Raw genomic sequence first — 16,106 nt, 5'->3', positions numbered from 1 at the left:
TGTCGCTTCCGTCGACGAAGATGCGGCGAGCATCGCCGGCAATGTCGTTTCCAACGACGACATCGGCGCCGACATTCCCGGCACGGTCACGGCCATCCGGACCGGAACCGAGGCAGCGGGTGCGGGCACGGCAGGGACCGTGGGCGCCGGGCTCGGCGGAACCTACGGCACACTGACCGTGAACGCCAACGGCAGCTATACCTACGCCGCCAACAACGCCCTGCCGGTCATCCAGGCACTGGGTGTCGGGGAAAGCGTCACCGACTATTTCACCTACACGGTGAAGGACGCGGACGGCGACCTCGACTTTGCGCAGATCTCGATCACCATCAAAGGGGTGAACGATGCGCCCACGGTGCAGAACAGCGCCGTGTGGATGCCGAGCGATCCGGCTCAGCAGAATCTCACCTTCCCCAACGGCTATCCGATGAACGCCATCGTTCCGACGGATATCGACGGCGACAACCTGCTGGTCACCGCGACAAACACCATCGCGGGCGTCTTCTACTTTAACGCCGGGCTCGGCTCCTACGTCGCGGTCACGGCCGGCACGGTGCTCTACAACAGTGCGACCGGCGTCAACTTCATCGACGACCTGGTGTACCGGCCCACGGCAGCCATTGCCGATACGCAGAACCTGCAGCTCAACATGTCGGTGTTCGATGGCACGGCGACCCTGACGCAGACCGTGTTCATCCACGAGGTTCCGCAGGCGCGGTTGCCGGGCCAGAGCGTCCAGATCGGCGACGGTGCCTCGCCGCTCACCTCGGGCAACGACCAGGTCCAGAGCTTCGTGCTGAGCGCCGATTTCGCGGCCGGGCTGCAGGGCAACCTGAACATCGCTCAGATCGTCGTGAAGACCGACTTCCAGCAGCAGCCGAATGCCGTTCCGATCCCCGCGGGCGAACGCGACCCCGGCGTTTTCGGCGACGCGAGTGCCGGTTCGCACCGCGAGCAGGAGGTGCAGGCCGAAGTCCGCATCGGAGCCAACCGCTTCGTCATCGTGGAAGACGATCTCACGCCAGGGACATTCGAGCAGAGCTGGTTCTACGATCCGGCTAGCGGCCTGATGCAGGCGACCGTATCGTTCAGCAACGTCTACCTGCTGGACGCCGCCGGCAATGCCACGGCGACCACGCTGGCGCAGTACCTGACTGCCAATCCGCCCGCCGCGGGGAATACCTGGACGGTCACCTATTTCGATAACGACGGCGGCAACTGGCAGGCTCGCCTGGTCCAGTTCCGGTTCGAGTTCGACGATGCCGGCAACCCGGCGATCACCGTCAACGGCGACGACCTGCCCGACACGATCTACGGCGGAACGGGCAACGACATCCTCAACGGCGGTGGCGGCAACGACACCATCACCGGCGGGGCGGGGAACGATACGATCAACGGCGGGGCCGGGACCGATGCGGTTACCGATCCGCAGCCGGGCGATATCATCAGCGGTGTTCCGCCGATTGTCGTCGACCTCGACGGCGACGGCGCCGAGTTCCTGCCGCTATCGGCCGGTGTCCGCTTCGATTACGCGGGCAACGGCACGGTCGAAGGCACGGCCTGGGTTGGCTCCGACGATGGCATCCTCGCCATCGATCGCAACTCCAACGGGCAGGTCGACGGCGCTGACGAGTTCGTTTTCTCGGTCGATGGGTCCACCGACCTCGAGGGCCTCGCCGCCCGCTACGACAGCAACGGCGATGGAGTCCTCGACGCGAACGACACCGAATTCGCCAGCTTCGGCGTGTGGCAGGATGCAAACAGCGACGGGGTGTCGAATGCCGGCGAATTCCGCACGCTGAGCGAACTGGGGATCGCGTCGGTATCGCTGCGCGGTGACGGTGTGAGCTACGTGACCGCCGACGGCAACGTGCGGGTGGCCGGATCGACCATCTTCACGCGCACCGACGGCAGCACCGGGGTTGTGGCCGATGCGACCTTCGCCGCCATCGATGTCCGCAACCCGCAGCGCTCCGCCCAGGTCATGTCGGCCGCGACGCTGGCGGCCGCAGGGGCCATGCTGGCGAACGGCGAGCAAGCCCTCGCCGCACCCTATACCGCGTCGCGCCCGGCCGAAGCGCCGGACGATCAGGTGACCGTGAATGCTCAGGTGTCCGATATCACGACGGACGGCGACGCCGGTCGACCGGAGGCGGGCGCGGACATGTTCCAGCGCTACGACCCCGTCGTCGACGGCGTGAAGGCCCCGGCTACCGGTGGTCACGACGCCAGCGATACGGGTTTCGCGCAGGACCAGGCGGAGCAGCCATACCATGCTGCCGAGGCACCGCTGGAGGCAAACGCGGTTCAGGAAGCGCCCGTTGCCGCAAACGGCAGCGCATTCGCCTTCGGGGACGTTCCGCAGATGGCGGCCATGCAGCACCTGCTTTCGCTGCAAGGCGCTCCGCAAGCGGCGAACGAGGACACGGCCAGTGCCGGGCCGGTGAACACGGGAGATGCCCAGGCGGCGATCGCCGAAGCACTGGCATCGAATGCCGTGGACGCCTTGATCGACAAGTTTGCCGGCGCGACTGCGGACCACGCGTTCGGCAGCCCGACAGCAGTCGCACTCGATGGCGACGTGGCCGGAAATCATGCGGCGTGGATGCCCGAACCGGGTTTCCAGCCGATCGATATCGCAATGGATCAGGTCGAAGCGCACGCCGCATAGCGACATAAGGGGGATCGAAGATGACAAGAACGGGAGCCACGGGCCTTGCAGCCCTCGGCGCAATTCTGGGCCTCGCGCAGCCGTCGGCGGCGGTAGCCCAGGACGGGGGCGATGCAGCGACCTTGATGGCGATGGATCTGTCCAGCCTGCGCGGCGAGATCCAGTCGCGGTACGATCGCGCCTTGGCCGCATCGACGGACGCAAGCTTCGTCAATGCGGCGGATTCGCGCTATCTCTGGGCAATCGAGGCGAAGGCGCAGTGCGGGATCGCGCTCGGCTTCCTCAAGAGCTCGACCAAGGATCAGACCAGCATCTCGAAGTGCGCCCGCGCATCCGACCTGATGATGATGCAGCGCCGCGCAGATGTGGCGCCGCCGGTCATCCCGCCGGCTCCGGTCGCCACCCGGCCGGCCATTTGCGACGACCGGACGCCCGTCCTCGTTTTCTTCGAGTTCGATTCCGCGGTTCCGCCGGAAAGCGCGCGCAGCGCACTGGAGGCCATCACGCAGAACGCGAACACGTGCCGTTGGCAGGGCATCGCCGTGGCGGGGCACACCGACCTTGCCGGTTCCGACGAATACAACATCGGCCTCTCGCGGCAGCGGGCCGACGCGATCGCGAATGTCCTCACGTCGAGCGGGATCGCCGCCTCGTCGCTCGAGATATCGGCCGTGGGCGAAGCGATGCCGCGGGTCCCGACTGCGGACGGCGTGCGCAATCCGCAGAACCGCCGCGTCGAAATTACAACGAAATAGGGCGGGGAGTTACCATCATGAACAAGAACCTCATCGGACTGAGCGTGGCAGCCCTGATGCTGTCGGCAGCGCCCGCCGCCCTGGCCCAGTCATCGGACACGATTTCGCTGCAGGAGGCCATCTCGACGGCGATGACCTCGAACCCCGAGATCATTCAGGCGCAGATGAACACCGAAGCGATCCAGTTCGAACGCGAACAGGCGCGCGGCGCTTACCTGCCCAGGCTCGACATCGAAGCCTCGGCCGGCGCCCGGCGGCTCGAGAACGCCACGCGGCGTTCGCTTGGGATTGCCGACGATTGGCTCTATCCGCTGGAGGCGCAGGCCAAGGTCGACTGGCCGATCATCGACTTCGGGCGCCGGCGCGGCGAAGTGCTGCGCCAGGCCGCGCGTGTCGACGGTGCCTCGCTCCGCGTGGTCGAGCGATCGGAATTCGTCGCTCTGCAGGTTGCTCGCCAGTACCTCGACGTCCTGCTGCAGCAGCGCGTCTACGCCGCTTCGATCGACAACGTCGCCTTCCATCAGGCTCTGGTGACGGACCTGGGATCGGGCGTGGAACAAGGCTCGATCAGCATCGCCGATCGCCAGCAGGCCGAAGAGCGCCTGCAGGCCGCCTTGGTGCGGCAAGAGGAATCGAGCGAAGATCTGGTCAATGCGCAGAACGCGCTGCGCCGGCTGACCGGCCTCGACATCAGCCAGGTCGCCGTGCCGCCGGCACTGCCCGCCATGCTCCCGGCCACCAAGGACGAGGCGGTCGGTCTTGCCAGGACGAACAACCCGCGCGTCAAGGAAGCGCAGGCCGACGTTGATGCGGCAAATGCGATGGTCACCTCGGCCGAGGGCAATCTGCTGCCGACCATCGGGCTGGAGGCGATCGGCCGCGTTGGCGACGATATTGACGGCTTCCGCGGCGAGACCAACGACATCCAGGGCCGCGTCTATCTGCGCTGGAACATCTTCGACGGCGGCATCAACCGCGCCAACGTGCAGGAGATGACCCGCCGAGCCAGCGAAACCCGCTATCGCCTGCACCAGGTCGTGCGCGAATCCGAAGAGGATGTCCTGAACGCCTGGGCGGCGCGGACGGCCCAGACCAACATCACCAGTGCGCTGACCCGGCAATCGCAGGTGAGCGACGACCTGCTCTTGTCCTATCGCAGCCAGTTCAACGTCGGTCGGCGTTCGCTGCTCGACGTTCTCGATGCGCAGAACACCCGCTATTCGACGCAGGTGAAGCTGGAAACCGCACGGTTTTCGCAGTTGTTCTCGGAATATCAGATCCTGGCATCGACCAACCAGTTCCTCGAGGCGTTGAACGTTGCGCCGGGAGCCGGAGCGGGAACGAATGAGCGCGAACGGTTCGATTATGGGCCATCTGTTCCGGCGGAGTTGCAGCGCAGGCGATACGCGAACTAGGGGATTTCCCTCGCAAGTCTGCGTGCCTCGGAGCCCGCATAATGATTGGTCTGGAAAAGTCGTTGGATCCTCTGCTGTCGTGCATAGACGAACTGGCGCGGCGCTACGGCTTTGCCCTTTCGCCGTCGGAGTTCGACCTGCTTCCGCGGGATGAGGCGGGCCGTTTGCCGTTTCACCAGGCGGGGGCGGCGCTGGAGGCGGCCGGGCTCAATTTCGAGAAACATACCAAGACCCAGTTGCCGACGGCGGGTTCGCTCTATCCTCTGCTGGTCCTGACCCAGGATCGCGGGCCGCTGGTCGTCCATGAACGCAACGAAACGGACATGCTCGTCTGGCTTCCGGAAACCGGCACGGCGACATGGGAGCCGGCGGAGCGGCTGAAGGGCACCGTTTCGGCTCCGGTGCTGTCGGTCGCGGGCAATCCGGACCGGCTGCGCGAGGAGAGCGCCCCGTGGCATGCCAAGGGTCGCCATCACTGGTTCTGGTCGGAACTGCGCAAGGAACGGCAGGCGCTGCGTCCAATCCTGCTGGGCTCCTTGATCGTCAATCTCCTGGCCCTGTCGCTGCCGCTGTTCTCGATGAACGTCTACGACCGCGTCATCCCCAACAAGGCCGCGGAGACGCTGTGGGTGCTGGCCATCGGCGTCCTGTTGGCGTTCGCGCTGGAATTCGCCCTCAAGCGCGCGCGGGCGAACGTGCTCGACGAACTCGGGCGCCGGCTCGACATGCGGCTGTCGCAGAAAATCTTCGGCCGAATGCTGTCGATGCCGCTGAGCGCGCGGACCGGATCGACCGGCGGGATGGTCTCGCGCTTCAGCGAATACACGATCGTGCGCGAATTCTTTGCGTCGACCACGATCTTGCTCATCGTCGACATCGCATTCCTGTTCATCTTCATCGGCCTCATCGCCTACATCGCCGGGTGGCTGGCGATCATTCCGGTTATCGCGATGGCGGTGATGGCGGCGGCAGGCTTCGTCCTGCAACGCAAGGTAATCGATGCCGCGCGCGACATGCAGGCCGATTACGGCTTGCAACAGACCCTCCTGGTCGAGGCGATCGCCGGAAGCGAAACGATCAAGAGCATGAACGGAGAGGTCTCCGCCATTGGCCGCTGGCATGCGCTGGCGGACATCGGCAGCCATTCGCAGATCCGCCTCAAGAACATCACCGCGATCGCGGTGGGCCTGGCCACCAGCTTCCAGCAGATTTCGACCGTACTGCTGGTCATCGGCGGCTACTACCTGTTCGCTGCGGGCCAGATCACGATGGGCGCGATCATCGCGATCGTGATGCTGTCGTCCCGCTCGCTCGCTCCGGCCGGCCAGATCGCCTTCCTGCTGACGCGGGGCCGGCAGGCGCTCGAATCGATCCGCACGATCGAGGAACTGTTCGAACGCGATGACGAGCGCCGCCTCGAAACGAGGAATCCGCCCGCGATCCCGCGCGCCGCGCGGATCAAGGTGGAAGGGCTCGACTTCAGCTATCCGCAGTCCGAAAGCCGATCACTTGAAGGGATCGACCTGCAGATCGAGCCGGGCGAGCGCATCGCGCTCATCGGCCGCGTCGCATCGGGCAAGTCCACCCTCGGCCGGTTGCTGTGCGGCCTCTATCAGCCGACCGCCGGCGCGATCCTGCTGGACGGCATCGACAGCCGCCAGTTCCGCCCCCACGATCTCAGGCGCGAATTCCGCTTCGTCGGCCAGGACGCGACGCTGTTCACCGGCTCGATCCGCGACAACCTGACCCTGTCCGATCGCTCGCTGCCCGACGAGAAGCTTCACGAGGCGCTGCGGATTTCCGGGGCGGATGCGTTCCTGGCGCGTGATGCCAAGGGCTTCGATCGTGCCATCGGTGACCAGGGGCGCACCCTTTCGGGCGGCCAACGGTCGTTCCTGTCGCTGGCGAGGGCCTTCGTCAGCCCGGCCCAGCTTCTCTTCCTCGACGAGCCGACTGGCGCGATGGACAGCGAGACCGAGCGCTTCTTCGTCGACCGGCTGCGCGCATCGCTGGCCAAGGACCAGACGTTGGTGATCGCCACGCACCGCCCGGCGCTGTTCGCGATCTGCGACCGGATCATCGTGCTCGACAAGGGCCGGATCGTCGCCGACGGCCCCAAGGCCCAGCTGCTCGCCGGATCGGCCGGGGAGCTCGCGGCATGAGGATCGGCCTGCCACTCGGCGAACTTGCGCGCTGGATGCTCTCGCACCTGAGGGTCACACGCCCGCTCGCTCTCCTGCCCGTCGCGGTCTTTTCGACCGGCATCCTCGTCGGCTCGGGCACGTCGGGCATGGAGCCGCTGCCCATTTCCGCCAAGTCGCTCAAGAACCTCGAGGTGATGACCGAGGGCCGGCAGGTCGAACTGGTCGCAATCGGCGGCGAGGCGCGCGAGCGCAACGGTGCCATATCGTTCACGAATCTGCCGCTAGAGCGGGTGGCCGGCTTCAACTTCATCCGGCCGACCGACGCCAACTATCCGGTAGCGCTCAAATGTCTTTCGCAGGCGGTCTATTACGAGGCCGCCAACGAAAGCAGGGCCGGAAAGCTCGCGGTCGCCCAGGTGGTGCTCAACCGCGTCCGCCATCCGGCCTATCCCAAGTCCGTCTGCGGTGTTGTCTACGAAGGGTGGAACAAGCCGGTCTGCCAGTTCTCCTTCACCTGCGACGGGTCGCTGCTGCGCACGGCTGCGGGCCCGATGTGGCGCGAATCCCAGGCGGTCGCCGCCGCCGCGCTGTCGGGCGCGACCGAGAGCTCGGTCGGTTCGGCGACCAATTACCACGCCGATTACGTGGTGCCTCGCTGGGCCTTCACGCTGGCCAAGATCGACCAGATCGGCGCGCATATCTTCTATCGTTTCCCCAATCGCTATGGCGGGGCAGGGGTCCTCAACGGACGCTGGAATGGTAATGAAGCCCTGCCGCTCATTGGCCGCGACTGGTTGGAAAGCCGGATCGATGGCGCCGAGACCGAAGGCGGAGAGCAGGTCGTTGCCGAATTGCGCGGGCACGTTCCTGCCGCGATCACCGATCGTCACGCGGACCATGACATCGGCGGACGGCTCGACCCGGCCAAGACCTGGCGCCTGACGATCCCCGACCCCGTCCGCGCGAGCAGCAGTCTCGATTCGCTCGTCGCCCAGCAACGCGCGGATGCCGCCGCCGCTGAAGGGGCTGGCTCATGACCTGGCGCGAGCGGTTCCAGGCGATGGACGCGGATCGCAAGCTCATCGTCATTTCGGCGGTCGGCCTGTTCGTCATGCTGGTCTGGGCCAACTTCGCCCAGGTCGACGAAGTCACGCGTGGGGTCGGCAAGGTGATCCCGTCCAGCAAGGCGCAGATCGTGCAGCCGGCGGACGCCGCCATCGTGTCCGAGATCCTCGTGCGCAGCGGGCAGGCGGTCAAGAAGGGCGACCTGCTGGTCCGCCTCGACGATGCCGAGGCCTCGTCCGAACTGGGCCAGCTCGAAACCGAGAACCAGCGGCTGGCCGTGCGCGCCCGGCGCCTCGAAGGCGAAGCGGTCGGCGGTGCACTCGGCTGCGAGGAAGGGTCGGTCTGTGCCGAGGAGCGGCGCCTGCAGCAAGTTCGCCGGGAAACCGCGGCCAGCCGGCAGAGCGCACTTTCGTCGGCGATCGAGCAGCGCCGACGGGATCTGAGCGAGGCGCAGGCCACCGCCAGCGCCCTGCAGGACAGCGCGCGGCTGGCGGCCGAGCAGGTGCGCATGATCGAGCCGTTGGCGCGTCAGAACATCGTCCCGCAAACCGAACTGATCCAGGCGCAGCGCGACCTCGTCGATACCCAGGGTCGCCTGGCGGCGGCCCGGCAGGCGGTTGGCCGGGCCCAGGCCTCGATTGGGGAGGCCCAGGCCGACTTCAACTCCGCCCGCCTCGACTTTCGCCAGCAGGCGCTGAACGAGCGTAGCGAGGTCACCACGCGCATCGCGGTCAACCAGGAAACGATCCGCGGGGCTCAGGCCCGCAAGCTGCGCAACGAACTGCGGGCCCCGGCGGACGGCATCGTCAACGACGTGCAGGTCACGACCGTCGGGGGCTTCGTGAACCCCGGCGAGAAGATCATGCAGGTCATCCCGGTGGGCGACAAACTGCTGATCGAGGCCAAGGTGACCCCGCGCGACATCGCCTTCATCAAGGTCGGCGACCGGGCGACGGTCAAGGTCACCGCCTACGACTTCTCGACCTACGGCGGGCTCAGCGGCAGGGTGGAGCAGATTTCAGCCGACAGCATCTACGACGAGGTAGAGCGGCAGCCCTACTATGTGGTGCTGGTGCAGACCGACCGGGCGTATATCGCCAAGGGCGGCAGGCGCTTTCCCATCGTCCCGGGAATGATCTGCGACGTGGAGATCATCACGGGCAAGAAGAGTATCTTTTCCTACCTCTTCAAGCCGATCAACCGCGCGCTGGAATCCTCGCTGACCGAAAGATAGGCCAATTGTGTGGGCGGTATGGCCGGCGTCGGGACAGACTGACCGTGCAGCCATTTGCCCCGGGAATTGAAGCTGTAGATGGGTACGTAATCGCGGCCCGCGGTTTCATCGAGCAATTCGTCGGTCCCTGAATCGAGCACGCGATACCCGGCGTCCGTCTTCACGACCACGAACGCGTGGTCGATACGCCGCACCCGGTCATAGGCGACAGTGAAGAACACCTCGTCGGCATCGGCGCCGAGCGCCATCAGCGCCTGGTATTTCAGGATTGCGATGTCCTCGCAGTCGCCGCGGCCGCGCCGGACCGTGGCAAGAGCGTCGGTCCATTCGTCGGTGCGGGCGTCGCCCACGTAGGCGACCGTCCGGTTGGCCCAGCGGTTCACTTCCTGCAGCAGGTCGTCACGCGACATGCCCGAAGTGGTCCTGACCATCCGGCGCATCTTGCTGCGGCTGAAGGTGCGGGCGGTCGCCGCGTTCCATTTACGGTCCAGTGTCGTCTGGCCGATCCGCACCTTGGGGCCGAACAGGGTGTCCTGCGCGGCTTCGGGGGCGGGGACCGTGCTTGCCGCCGGCCGGATCGCGGGGATGGGCAGGATCGGCGAAATCAGCGTGCTCGATTGCAGCAGGCTTTTGGAAGCGATCGCGCCGCACCGCACGATGGAATCGACCGAGTCGACTGCGCTCACCGGCGCGGACGCCGGACGGTAGAGGCTTCCGCCCGACATCTGCTGCAGGCGAATTGCGTCGAGCGCGCTTACCGCACCCCCCAGGATGGCCGCGGACTTGCCGATCTGGCCGGGCGAGGGCGCACTCGTCAGCAGGGCCGCCGTTCCGGCGCAGGAACCGTAGAGACCCCGGACCTCGCCCGCTCTTTCCGTCAGTGACAGCGATGCGGGGATCGACTGTGCCGGCGCACTCGTCGCCGCACAGGCCGCGGCCAATGCAGCAAAGCCTGAAGGCAACTTCGCGAAGGAGAAACGTCCCGGCATGAGACCAGGATTTCGCAGTGTTTGCTTTTTGTTCGGTCAAAAAGTAAGGTTTCCGCCCCGTTAACCAGTGTGCGACTGGATGGTCGGATTGCCAGTAGACGAGATCCAGATCGATCACGCTGCCACTCCGGCTGACCGAACGCCGACTATGCAGGGCTTGCTCCTGCTGGCGGTGTTGACGGGCCTGTTCCTTCTTGCTGCCGCAGCCGCGATTACCCTGCCGGCATCGGCACTCCGGCAGGGCAACGGGCCGGACTATCCCATCCGCATCGAACTTGGGCCGCTGGAGCGGCTGCAGGCCCGCCGCTTGACTTCACCCCCCGATGAGCAGGCAAGCTCAGAAGGTGGGACGGAGCAGGCGCTGCAGGATGCCGCGATCCTTGAGGATGCTGCCGCCACGCCCATCGCGCCCAGCGGGTTAAACCAGCCTTCCGCAGCCGGGCGTGAGACCGTTGCCGGCGTGATGGCCAGCGATTTCAGTCTGAAACCGCGCGGTGACGCCGGCGATTTCGACTCCTATCAGGTGCAAGCCACGACCGGCGGGAAGTGGACGAACCTCACGCTGTACATTTCGCGCGAGGGGCGCCTGGCCCTGGCGCGGTCCGAGGTGCGGCGGCTGTTTCCGGAAGCAGGGCGGGCGCTACCTGAAGGCGAGATGGTTACGGTCGACGAGTTTCGCCGGATTGGCGGCAAGTTCGCCTACGCCGCGAACACCAATGCGGTCAGCATCGATTTCGACAGGCCCGGCGATGCCCAGAGCGACGCAGGCACATTCTGAGGCAGGCGAACAGGGTGGCCCGCCAGCAGGGCCGTTGGATTATTGGCAGGCTCGACCCGCCACTCAGGACACGATAGCCGTCCGCGGCGTTTAGCAATCCATATGTCAGATCGCAGCGCAATCCTCCTCCAGTACCTGCTGCCCAAGCAGGGCCTTACCACTTTCGCCGGGCGAATTGCCGGGGCGCGCGGCGGGGGCATTACCACCCGGCTGATCCGGTGGTTCGTCCGCAAGTACGGCGTAGACATGTCCGAGGCCGCTAATCCCGACATCGCTGGCTATGGCACCTTCAATGAATTTTTCACCCGGGCACTGAAAGACGGCGCCCGACCGCTGGCGGATGCTGCTTTCGTCTCACCGGTCGATGGGGCGATCAGCCAGCTCGGCGAGATCGACGACCATCACATGGTACAGGCCAAGGGCCACCGTTTCACAACGACCGGATTGCTCGGCGGGGATGCGGCGCTGGCGGCGCTGTTTCGCCACGGCAGTTTCGCCAACCTGTACCTTTCGCCCAAGGATTACCACCGGCTGCACATGCCCTGCGACGGCACGCTGATGCGCATGATCCACGTCCCGGGCACGCTGTTCTCGGTCAATCCGGTAACGGCCAGGGGAGTGCCGAACCTGTTCGCCCGCAACGAGCGGGTGGTCTGCCTGTTCGAGTCGTCCGAACATGGACCATTCGCGATGGTCCTGGTGGGTGCCACCATCGTCGGAAGCATCGCGACCGCTTGGCACGGCGTGGTCAATGCCAAGCGCAGCGGTAAGATCGCCGAGTGGACCTATAGCGAAGGCGAGGTCTGCTTGAAAAAGGGCGAGGAAATGGGCCGCTTCCTCCTCGGCTCGACCGTCGTGATGCTGTTCCGGCAGGGCGCCATCGCGTTCAACGAGAAATGGGCTCCCGAACGTCCGGTTCGTCTCGGCGAGGCGATGGGCAGCGTGCCTGGCCGATGACGATCGGGCATCGGCTTTGAAGATCGCCAGCTACAACGTGAACGGCATCAATGGCAGGCTGCCGGTGTTGCTGCGCTGGCTCGAGCTGGCCAAGCCCGACATCGTCTGCCTGCAGGAGCTGAAAGCGCCGCAGGAGCGCTTCCCGGAAAAGGCGATCCGCGATGCGGGCTACGATGCGGTCTGGCACGGCCAGAGCCGCTGGAACGGGGTGGCGATCCTGAGCCGGGTCGGCGAAATCCACGAAACGCGCCGCGGTTTGCCCGGCGATCCGGACGATGCGCAAAGCCGCTATATCGAAGCTGCCATCAACGGCGTGCTGGTGGCGGGCCTTTACCTGCCCAACGGCAATCCCCGACCGGGACCCAAGTTCGACTTCAAGCTTCGCTGGTTCGAAAGGTTGCACACCCATCTGGGCACGCTGATCGGCCTCGATGCGCCGGTGATCGTGGCGGGCGACTACAACGTCATGCCGACCGATCGCGATGTCTACGCGCCCGAACGATGGCGCGACGATGCGCTGTTCGCGCCCGAAGTCCGCGAGGCATATGCCCGGCTTCTGGAGCAAGGGTGGACCGACGCCATTCGCCACCTGCACCCCGACGACACGATCTACACGTTCTGGAAGTACTGGCGCGGCGCCTTCGAGCGCAATGCCGGGCTGAGGATCGACCATTTCCTCCTGAACGGGCCTGCCACCGCCCTGCTGAAGAAGGCAGAGGTCGACAAGCGCCCGCGCGGCTGGGACAAGACGAGCGACCACGCGCCGGTCTGGATTCAGCTGGGCAAGGCGCGGGCCTGAAGTGAGGATGATACGCCGATGACTGACCCGTTTCCCGTAACGATTTACCACAATCCGGAGTGCGGCACGTCGCGCAACGTTCTGGCGATGATCGAGGCGGCGGGCCACACCCCCACCGTGGTCGAATACCGCAAGGTCGGCTGGACGAAAGACAAGCTTGCCGAACTGCTTGCCGACATGGATGCGGGCCCGCGCGACGTGCTGCGCGAGAGGGGCACCCCGGCAGCCGAACTGGGCTTGCTCGACCCTGCAACGTCCGACGAAGCGATCGTCGCGGCGATGGTCGAACATCCGATCCTGGTGAACCGGCCGATCGTCGTGACCCCCAAGGGCACGAAGCTGTGCCGGCCGTCCGAGTCCGTATTGCCCTTGCTGGACGGGTAACCCGCCGCACTCGCCGAAGGGGATCATATAGACGTAATCCCGTGGCGGCGTACGGATAACCTACGCGTCGGCCCCCACGAGCAGTTCATCCAGCTTGGTGGCTAGCTCCGACAGGCGGAACGGCTTGACCAGTCGCGGGATATTCGCGTCGACCCCTTCGATGTCGGCGTAGCCGGACACGATCAGCACGGGCAGTTGCGGCCTTGTCTTGCGCAGTTCGCTCGCCAGTTCGACGCCCGAAATGCCGGGCATCAGGTGGTCGGTCACCAGGATGTCGAACGCCTTGCCTTCGTTTACGTGGCGGAGAGCGTCTTCCGCCGAACTGGCTTCGATGACGCGGTATCCCAGATCCGTGAGCATCTCCGCGGTGCTCATCCGGATCAGCAGTTCGTCGTCGACCAGTAGGATCCGGCCGCTTTCCTGCGGGGACTCCGGAGCGCTTGGCGCCGGCGCGACGCTTGCGGCCTCCTCGCTGACGGGGAGGTAGAAATCCATCTGCGTGCCGCGGCCAAGTTCACTGGTGATGTTGAGCGAGCCGCCCATCTGGGCGGCCAGGCCGTGGACCATCGACAGTCCTAGTCCGGTTCCCTGTCCGATGCCCTTGGTGCTGAAGAACGGCTCCACCGCGCGCGCCAGCGTGGCTTCGTCCATTCCGGTGCCCGTGTCGGCGACTGACAGGCAGATATAATCTCCGGGGTTGAGGTCCGGCTGTTGCTCCCCGTCGGCCGTTACCAGGCGTGCGCTGATCGACAGCGAACCCCCGTCGTCACTCATCGCGTCGCGCGCATTCACGGCCAGATTGAGGATGGCCATCTCGATCTGGTTTTCGTCGGCGGCCGCCGACGGCAAATCGCCGGGCACGTCGAAGGTCAGGACGATGCGGGGCCCCATCGTGCTTTCGAGCAGGTCGCGCAGCCCGTCCAGCAGCGTCCCGATGTCGACCGCCCGGGTCTGCAAGGGCTGCCGGCGGGCGAAAGCCAGAAGGCGCTGGACGAGCGTCCGCGCCCGTTCGGCCGATTGCATGGCGCCGTCGATCAGGCGCCGGTCGCGTTCATCGCCCAGGGCCTTGCGCTGCAGACGATCGAGCGAGCCGATGATCGGCGTGAGGAGGTTGTTGAAATCGTGCGCCACGCCGCCGGTGAGCTGGCCCATGGCTTCCATCTTCTGGCTCTGGCGTAGGGCTTCCTGTGCAAGAGCCAGTTCCGCTTCGCGCGCCTTGGCATGGGTCAGGTCCCGGCCGACGGCGATGAAATTGGCCCCGTCGGCTTCCGGGACGACGGTCCATTCGATGTACTTCCATGCGCCGTCGCGCGTGCTTATGCGGTTCTCGAAGCGCGTCGGTTGTCCGGTCGCAGCCATCTGACCGATCGCCTCGAGCGTTCCGGGCTCGTCTTCGGGATGCATGAAGGTTGCATATCCGCGCGACAGCAGCTCGCGCTCGCTCCATCCCAGGACCCGGCCCCAAGCCGGGCTTACCGCCGACATCATGCCGGTGTAATCGGCACGGGCGAACATGTCCTGCGACAGGTTCCACAGCGTATCGCGCTCGGCCGAGCGTGCGGCGACCTGCTCTTCGAGCGTTTCGTTCAGATCGCGCAGGCGCGCTTCGCTTTCGCGCAGCGCCTGGTCGCCTCGAGCGCGGGCAACGGCCGTGCGCGTGCGATCGGCGAATTCCTTGATGAGCGTGAGATTGGCCTCGTCCCAACCACGCGGTTCGGCATGATTGACGAAGAAAACCGCGACGAGCCGGCCTTGCTCCACCACCGGCACGTTGACGAACGACAACGTGCTCTTTGCTTCGAATGCCGCCGCCGCTCCGGCAGTCCGGGGATCGGTCCGGACATCTTCGATTGCGATGAATTCGCCGGCCTTCAGATCGTCGACGAAGGACCCGTAATCCCGCAGTGTCAGGACGCCCGCCAGTGTTTCGACGCCCGGCGCGGTCCAGTCACGGGTAGTGATCAGCGTTTCGGCCTCGGCATCCACTGCCGAATATCCCACCCGCGCGCTACCCAGCGCACGGCCGAGCACCTCCGCCGCTGCGTAGGAAATGGCTTCGGGATCGTCGAGATCGCGGATGGACTGGGTCAGTTCGACCAGCGCCATGCGCCGCAGCTCGGCCAGCTTGCGGGGAGTGATGTCGAGCACCGTGCCGGCAACGCGCAGGCAGCGGCCTGCATCGTCGAAAACGCCGCGGCCCTTGGCGGCAATCCACCGGGTTTTGCCGTCTTCCTTGCCGATGGTTCGATACTCGACGTCGTACAGCGAGCGCTCATTCGGATCGGCCGCTGCCAGATAGGCTGCGGTCGTGCGATCACGATCATCGGGATGAAGCCCGTTGTAGAAGTCCTCCATCGTAACCGGCACGTTCGGCGAAATCCCGAACATGGCCTTGGTCCGTGCCGGCCAGATCAGTTTGTCGTGGACCAGATCCACGTCCCAGAAGCCGATTTCGGCATTGTCGACGGCGAGCCTCAGGCGCTCTTCGCTCTCGCGCAGGCGCTCCGAGGCATCGCGAAGTTCATATTGCCGCGCCCGCGCTCGCAATGACGAGCGGATGGCACCCAGCAGCGCCTCGCTGTGCATCGGCCGCTCGAGCAGCACCACATTGCCCAGTTCCGACAGTCGCTGCCGGGCCGCGGCCGTGCGCGGAGAGGTGGAGCCGTTGGACAGCACCACGAAGGGAACGTCGGACCAGGTCTCCTGCGAAGCGACCCAGGCCGCCAGGTCCGGCAATCCCTTGGCGAGGGCCTCCTCGGTAAGCAGCACCGCCTCGACCCCGGCGGCGAGCTCGGTGAGAAGGCATTGCTCGTCCGAACAGATGAATGCCTCGACCGAATTGCGTTTCAGCAGATCCGCAGCGATGGATGCATCGCGGCCGCGCGGTGCAAAGATCAAGACGCGCGCAGCCATCG

At 65.8% G+C, this 16,106-nt stretch carries 12 protein-coding genes; 10 read left to right on the top strand and 2 right to left on the bottom strand.

Translation table 11 applies throughout. The features are described 5' to 3' along the window. The 6 genes from ACWPMZ_RS11510 to ACWPMZ_RS11485 all read left to right on the top strand — a co-directional run. Positions 1–2,671: VCBS domain-containing protein (locus tag ACWPMZ_RS11510; RefSeq protein WP_455704143.1), on the top strand; the 2,671-nt coding region annotated here is incomplete at its 5' end. A gap of 20 nt (positions 2,672–2,691) precedes the next feature. After that, on the top strand, positions 2,692–3,426 hold the full coding sequence (locus ACWPMZ_RS11505) for an OmpA family protein (RefSeq protein ID WP_455704142.1): 735 nt from the start codon (positions 2,692–2,694) through the stop codon (positions 3,424–3,426). A gap of 17 nt (positions 3,427–3,443) precedes the next feature. After that, positions 3,444–4,841, top strand: a complete 1,398-nt coding sequence (locus tag ACWPMZ_RS11500) for a TolC family protein (protein ID WP_455704141.1) — start codon at positions 3,444–3,446, stop codon at positions 4,839–4,841. A 62-nt stretch (positions 4,842–4,903) separates the two neighbouring features. Further along, positions 4,904–7,003, top strand: coding sequence for a type I secretion system permease/ATPase (locus ACWPMZ_RS11495; RefSeq protein WP_455704140.1), 2,100 nt, complete (start codon positions 4,904–4,906; stop codon positions 7,001–7,003). Beyond that, the gene (locus ACWPMZ_RS11490; protein ID WP_455704139.1) at positions 7,000–8,022 is read left to right on the top strand and encodes a cell wall hydrolase; all 1,023 of its coding nucleotides are present in this window, start codon (positions 7,000–7,002) and stop codon (positions 8,020–8,022) included. Before ACWPMZ_RS11495 ends, ACWPMZ_RS11490 begins: the two co-directional genes overlap by 4 nt. Then, positions 8,019–9,284 carry an HlyD family type I secretion periplasmic adaptor subunit gene (locus ACWPMZ_RS11485; RefSeq protein WP_455704138.1) on the top strand — a complete coding sequence of 422 codons (1,266 nt, stop codon included), beginning with the start codon at positions 8,019–8,021 and terminating at the stop codon, positions 9,282–9,284. Before ACWPMZ_RS11490 ends, ACWPMZ_RS11485 begins: the two co-directional genes overlap by 4 nt. Here the strand turns inward: ACWPMZ_RS11485 and ACWPMZ_RS11480 are convergent. Next, entirely contained in the window at positions 9,230–10,225 is a 996-nt protein-coding gene (locus ACWPMZ_RS11480) for a transglutaminase-like cysteine peptidase (RefSeq protein ID WP_455704137.1), read from the bottom strand. The genes ACWPMZ_RS11485 and ACWPMZ_RS11480 overlap by 55 nt on opposite strands. A 196-nt stretch (positions 10,226–10,421) precedes the next feature. Between ACWPMZ_RS11480 and ACWPMZ_RS11475 the strand changes: the two genes are divergently transcribed. From ACWPMZ_RS11475 to arsC, 4 genes are all read left to right on the top strand, one after another. Continuing rightward, a complete protein-coding gene (locus tag ACWPMZ_RS11475; RefSeq protein WP_455704136.1) occupies positions 10,422–11,051 on the top strand; it encodes a hypothetical protein in 630 nt (209 codons plus the stop codon). Between the two features lie 102 nt (positions 11,052–11,153). After that, on the top strand, positions 11,154–12,008 hold the full coding sequence (asd, locus tag ACWPMZ_RS11470; RefSeq protein WP_455704135.1) for an archaetidylserine decarboxylase: 855 nt from the start codon (positions 11,154–11,156) through the stop codon (positions 12,006–12,008). A 16-nt stretch (positions 12,009–12,024) separates the two neighbouring features. Beyond that, on the top strand, positions 12,025–12,807 hold the full coding sequence (gene xth / locus ACWPMZ_RS11465) for an exodeoxyribonuclease III (protein WP_455704134.1): 783 nt from the start codon (positions 12,025–12,027) through the stop codon (positions 12,805–12,807). 18 nt (positions 12,808–12,825) lie between these two features. Further along, a complete protein-coding gene (gene arsC, locus ACWPMZ_RS11460) occupies positions 12,826–13,191 on the top strand; it encodes an arsenate reductase (glutaredoxin) (protein WP_455704133.1) in 366 nt (121 codons plus the stop codon). A 60-nt stretch (positions 13,192–13,251) separates the two neighbouring features. Here arsC and ACWPMZ_RS11455 read toward each other — a convergent pair whose 3' ends face one another. Further along, the gene (locus ACWPMZ_RS11455; RefSeq protein WP_455704132.1) at positions 13,252–16,104 is read right to left on the bottom strand and encodes a PAS domain-containing protein; all 2,853 of its coding nucleotides are present in this window, start codon (positions 16,102–16,104) and stop codon (positions 13,252–13,254) included. Between the last annotated feature and the right edge of the window lie 2 nt (positions 16,105–16,106).

The organism is Tsuneonella sp. HG222 (assembly GCF_053819185.1).
The sequence above is the reverse complement of the archived record's forward strand: the minus strand, read 5'-3'. Positions and strand labels throughout refer to the sequence as shown.

Bases quoted from the DNA above. Each gene is read 5' to 3' on its own strand.
- ACWPMZ_RS11505 (WP_455704142.1), top strand. From the start codon at position 2,692: ATGACAAGAACGGGAGCCACGGGCCTTGCAGCCCTCGGCGCAATTCTG.
- ACWPMZ_RS11500 (WP_455704141.1), top strand. From the start codon at position 3,444: ATGAACAAGAACCTCATCGGACTGAGCGTGGCAGCCCTGATGCTGTCG.
- ACWPMZ_RS11490 (WP_455704139.1), top strand. From the start codon at position 7,000: ATGAGGATCGGCCTGCCACTCGGCGAACTTGCGCGCTGGATGCTCTCG.
- ACWPMZ_RS11485 (WP_455704138.1), top strand. From the start codon at position 8,019: ATGACCTGGCGCGAGCGGTTCCAGGCGATGGACGCGGATCGCAAGCTC.
- ACWPMZ_RS11475 (WP_455704136.1), top strand. From the start codon at position 10,422: ATGCAGGGCTTGCTCCTGCTGGCGGTGTTGACGGGCCTGTTCCTTCTT.
- asd (WP_455704135.1), top strand. From the start codon at position 11,154: ATGTCAGATCGCAGCGCAATCCTCCTCCAGTACCTGCTGCCCAAGCAG.
- arsC (WP_455704133.1), top strand. From the start codon at position 12,826: ATGACTGACCCGTTTCCCGTAACGATTTACCACAATCCGGAGTGCGGC.
- ACWPMZ_RS11455 (WP_455704132.1), bottom strand. From the start codon at position 16,104: ATGGCTGCGCGCGTCTTGATCTTTGCACCGCGCGGCCGCGATGCATCC.